The following is a 3,108-nucleotide window of genomic DNA, read 5'->3' as shown; positions in this document are numbered from 1 at the left end:
AGGTGAATTGAATGGTTGAAGCTTTATGATTCTTACGAACTTCTAAAAGCAGTGGTCAATATTAGCCACGAAGAGGGTAAACTGAATGTTGTTCAATCTTTTGTAAAGAACCTGCGCTATAAAAAACTCTTTGAAGGGTTGGAAATCCTGTTGAATAAAGGAGCACCACCTCAAGAAGATGAGGAATATCTGAAATTAAAGCAAGCGTTGAAGGAGCTGGTTACATTAGATTAGAAATGCATATTGTTTTGTGCTGTATAATTTATGAAGCCTGGAGGTGATTGTATGGCGGCTTCTTACAGAAAGCAAATGCTTGAGTCTGAAATTCAAAAAGTACTTTCGGAAGCTTTGAGGAACTATAAGGGAGCTGATTTTGATACGTCGCTTTTGAATATTATTAGAGTGGAACTCTCGAAAGATAAAAGATATGCGAACGTTTTTGTTAGCAGCCTTATAAATTCAATGGAAAAGGAAGAAGTTGTTAAGTGGTTTGACGAGAACAAAGGTTATTTCCGAACGGCTATTGCCAAATCAATCAGAATATTCAAAGCGCCTGAGTTAAGATTCAAGGGAGATATCGGCATTGATGCAAGTCTAAGGATATCAAAAATCCTTGACAAAATAAACGAAGAGAGGAAAGAGGAAAACGAATAATGAGCTCTGGTTTTCTTTTTATAGATAAACCCACTGAAATCACCTCTCATGATGTGGTAAATATATCCAGAAAAAAATTGGGGATCAGGAAGATCGGCCATTCGGGAACTCTTGACCCCTTTGCGAGTGGGTTGCTTATTCTTGGAGTTGGACGAGCAACAAGATTACTCGAGTATTTGAAAGATTTTGACAAAACGTATAGCGTTAGAATGAAGCTTGGTTTGATAACCGATACTTTTGACATCACCGGCAAAATCGTTGAAGAGCGCTCAGAATGGAATAATCTAACCGAGGATGAGATTGTACATGCTCTTAAAGACTTTGAAGGCGAATATCTTCAAGTGCCTCCTGCTTATTCAGCAAAACGCCACAAAGGAAAGAGACTTTATCAGCTTGCCCGTGAAGGGAAGATAATTAACTTGCCTCCAAAAAAAGTGAAAGTTTTTTCCATTAGTAGTGTTGAAATAGACCTTGAAAGAGGTGAGGTTGCTTTTTGCGCAAGGGTCTCTTCTGGAACATACATACGATCATTGGTAATGGATGTAGGCTATCGATTGGGCTGTGGCGCTACTACTATTTATCTAAGGCGAACCAAAATCGGTAATTTCTCTGTACATGAAGCAATAGTACCCGCGGAAATTTCAACCATTTCCCTAAAAGAACCTGATGAAGTAATTTCTACCTTTTTGCCATCGATTATTGTCAGTGAAGAGCATGGAAAAGCGATCTTAAACGGTTGCCAAATTTGGCTCAAAGGAATTATAGGCCTTGATGGGCAATTCAAAAAAGACGACTTGGTTAGGATAACAGATGAAAAGGGCAAGTTTCTTGCTATAGCTCAAGCAGAGAGGACCTCAAGATTTATCAAGAAACTCCTTGAAAAAAAGGAAAACCAACGTGTAGCAAAACTTCTAAAGGTTATTGGTGATCAATGAATGTTCGTGGCATGTATTGGTACCTTTGATGGCGTTCATACAGGTCATAGGAAGATCATGGAAGAAACCGTTAAACTCGCTGCAAAATTGAAAGTTAATAGCGTTGCAATTTCCATGATTTATCCTTGGCAGTACTATTTTCCAAATTTTCCCGGGCTAATCTATCCGGTTTCTCAGCGAATTGAACTCATATTGAATATGGGCATAGATAATGTCATAACCGTTGATATGGCAGAAATCAAGGATATCGAACCGGAGGATTATGTGAAATCTCTTCTCTCGCAAGGACTCAAAGGGCTTGTTGTGGGAGAAGATTTTGTTTTTGGCAAACACGCTCGTGGAAACGTAGAAATGTTATTGAAAATGGCTGCTGAATATGGATTTGAATTAAGAGTAATTCCAAAGCAAACATATCAGTCAAGGCGAGTAAGCAGCAGCTGGATAAGAGAAACAATTGCCCAAGGCGACGTAAAAATGGCTTCAAAACTTCTTCAAAAGCCATATCATATATATGGTCGAGTTTATCGGGATCAAGGTCTGGGCAGCAAACTCGGGTTCCCCACAGCAAACATCTCACGGGGTGAGGACAAGCTTGTTCATCCAAGATCTGGTGTTTATATCGTCAGATCAACGATTGAGGGCCAGACAGTCATCGGGTTATTAAATGTTGGCTTTCGACCATCTATCAATCCCTCCGAAGAAATTAAATACGAGGTTTACTATTTGGACTTTGAAAAAAAGCTTTACAATAAAATTATAGGAATGGATTTGCTGGAATATTTAAGGCCAGAGTTGAAATTCGACACACTGAATGAACTGATCAGTGCCATCAAAAGAGACGAAAAAATAGCCCGCACCTGGATTGTAAAGTTTAAATCAAAGCCAGGAAATCAGGAAATCGAGAATTGTTGAAAAATACTTTTCTTTTACATCTAAATCCCTGTAAGGCTCATGTTTAGAACCCTCAAAGCACTTTATCTTCTTTTTGACGCTCAAAGCGTTGTAAAAATCCTCTATTGAAGCTGTGGACACAACCTCATCTTCTGAACCATAGGTCATCAGAATGGGACAGTCAATCCTTCCTATATCATTCCATGAAAGGTTGATTTGCCTTTCGAGATCAATGAAAAATCCTATTGAAATCCTATCGTGAACTGTGGGCTCCAGAGTGTAAAAACGGTTCACTTTATCATTTTTTGAGATCTTAGATGGGTCAATCCTGTTACTGAGCCTTAAAAAAGGAACAATGTAGGATAATGCTAGAAAACCGTGGTATAAGCTTTTCAGATCATCACGATAGGATTTCAAAGGCGGAGAACTCAATATTGCAGCTTTAAAGAGAGTGGGGGACTGTTCAAGAAGCCTTATGGAAATCAAGCCACCGAGACTATGACCCATTAAAAAAAACGGCACATCAGGAGGTTCATTTTTAGCCATATTGGCGAGTGCTTCTATCCGTTTTATAGAATTGCTAAGCTTCTTTGCAGCACCATAGGGTACAGGGTCAACACCATGTCCT

5 protein-coding genes are annotated in these 3,108 nt (G+C 39.1%); 4 read left to right on the top strand and 1 reads right to left on the bottom strand.

From position 1 onward, the window contains the following. Positions 1–15: 15 nt before the first annotated feature. From AC3LHT_RS09970 to ribF, 4 genes are read left to right on the top strand one after another with little or no spacing between them, the layout of a single operon-like run. On the top strand, positions 16–234 hold the full coding sequence (locus tag AC3LHT_RS09970; protein ID WP_488662782.1) for a hypothetical protein: 219 nt from the start codon (positions 16–18) through the stop codon (positions 232–234). A 51-nt stretch (positions 235–285) separates the two neighbouring features. Beyond that, positions 286–654, top strand: coding sequence for a 30S ribosome-binding factor RbfA (rbfA, locus tag AC3LHT_RS09965; RefSeq protein WP_290647157.1), 369 nt, complete (start codon positions 286–288; stop codon positions 652–654). After that, complete coding sequence (gene truB / locus AC3LHT_RS09960; protein ID WP_488662781.1) at positions 654–1,589, top strand: tRNA pseudouridine(55) synthase TruB; 936 nt, start codon at positions 654–656, stop codon at positions 1,587–1,589. Before rbfA ends, truB begins: the two co-directional genes overlap by 1 nt. Beyond that, on the top strand, positions 1,590–2,501 hold the full coding sequence (gene ribF, locus AC3LHT_RS09955) for a riboflavin biosynthesis protein RibF (protein WP_488662780.1): 912 nt from the start codon (positions 1,590–1,592) through the stop codon (positions 2,499–2,501). It abuts the gene before it with no gap. On the opposite strand, the gene AC3LHT_RS09950 is transcribed toward ribF, so the two are convergent. Further along, positions 2,466–3,108, bottom strand: a 643-nt coding sequence (locus tag AC3LHT_RS09950; protein WP_488662779.1) for an alpha/beta fold hydrolase, incomplete at its 5' end; no start/stop codon positions are given. The two genes, ribF and AC3LHT_RS09950, sit on opposite strands and share 36 nt — an antisense overlap.

Source organism: Kosmotoga sp., assembly GCF_982836095.1.
Note: the sequence above shows the minus strand (reverse complement) of the source record. Positions and strands in the feature narration are given on the sequence as shown.

Bases quoted from the DNA above. Each gene is read 5' to 3' on its own strand.
- rbfA (WP_290647157.1), top strand. From the start codon at position 286: ATGGCGGCTTCTTACAGAAAGCAAATGCTTGAGTCTGAAATTCAAAAA.
- ribF (WP_488662780.1), top strand. From the start codon at position 1,590: ATGTTCGTGGCATGTATTGGTACCTTTGATGGCGTTCATACAGGTCAT.
- truB (WP_488662781.1), top strand. From the start codon at position 654: ATGAGCTCTGGTTTTCTTTTTATAGATAAACCCACTGAAATCACCTCT.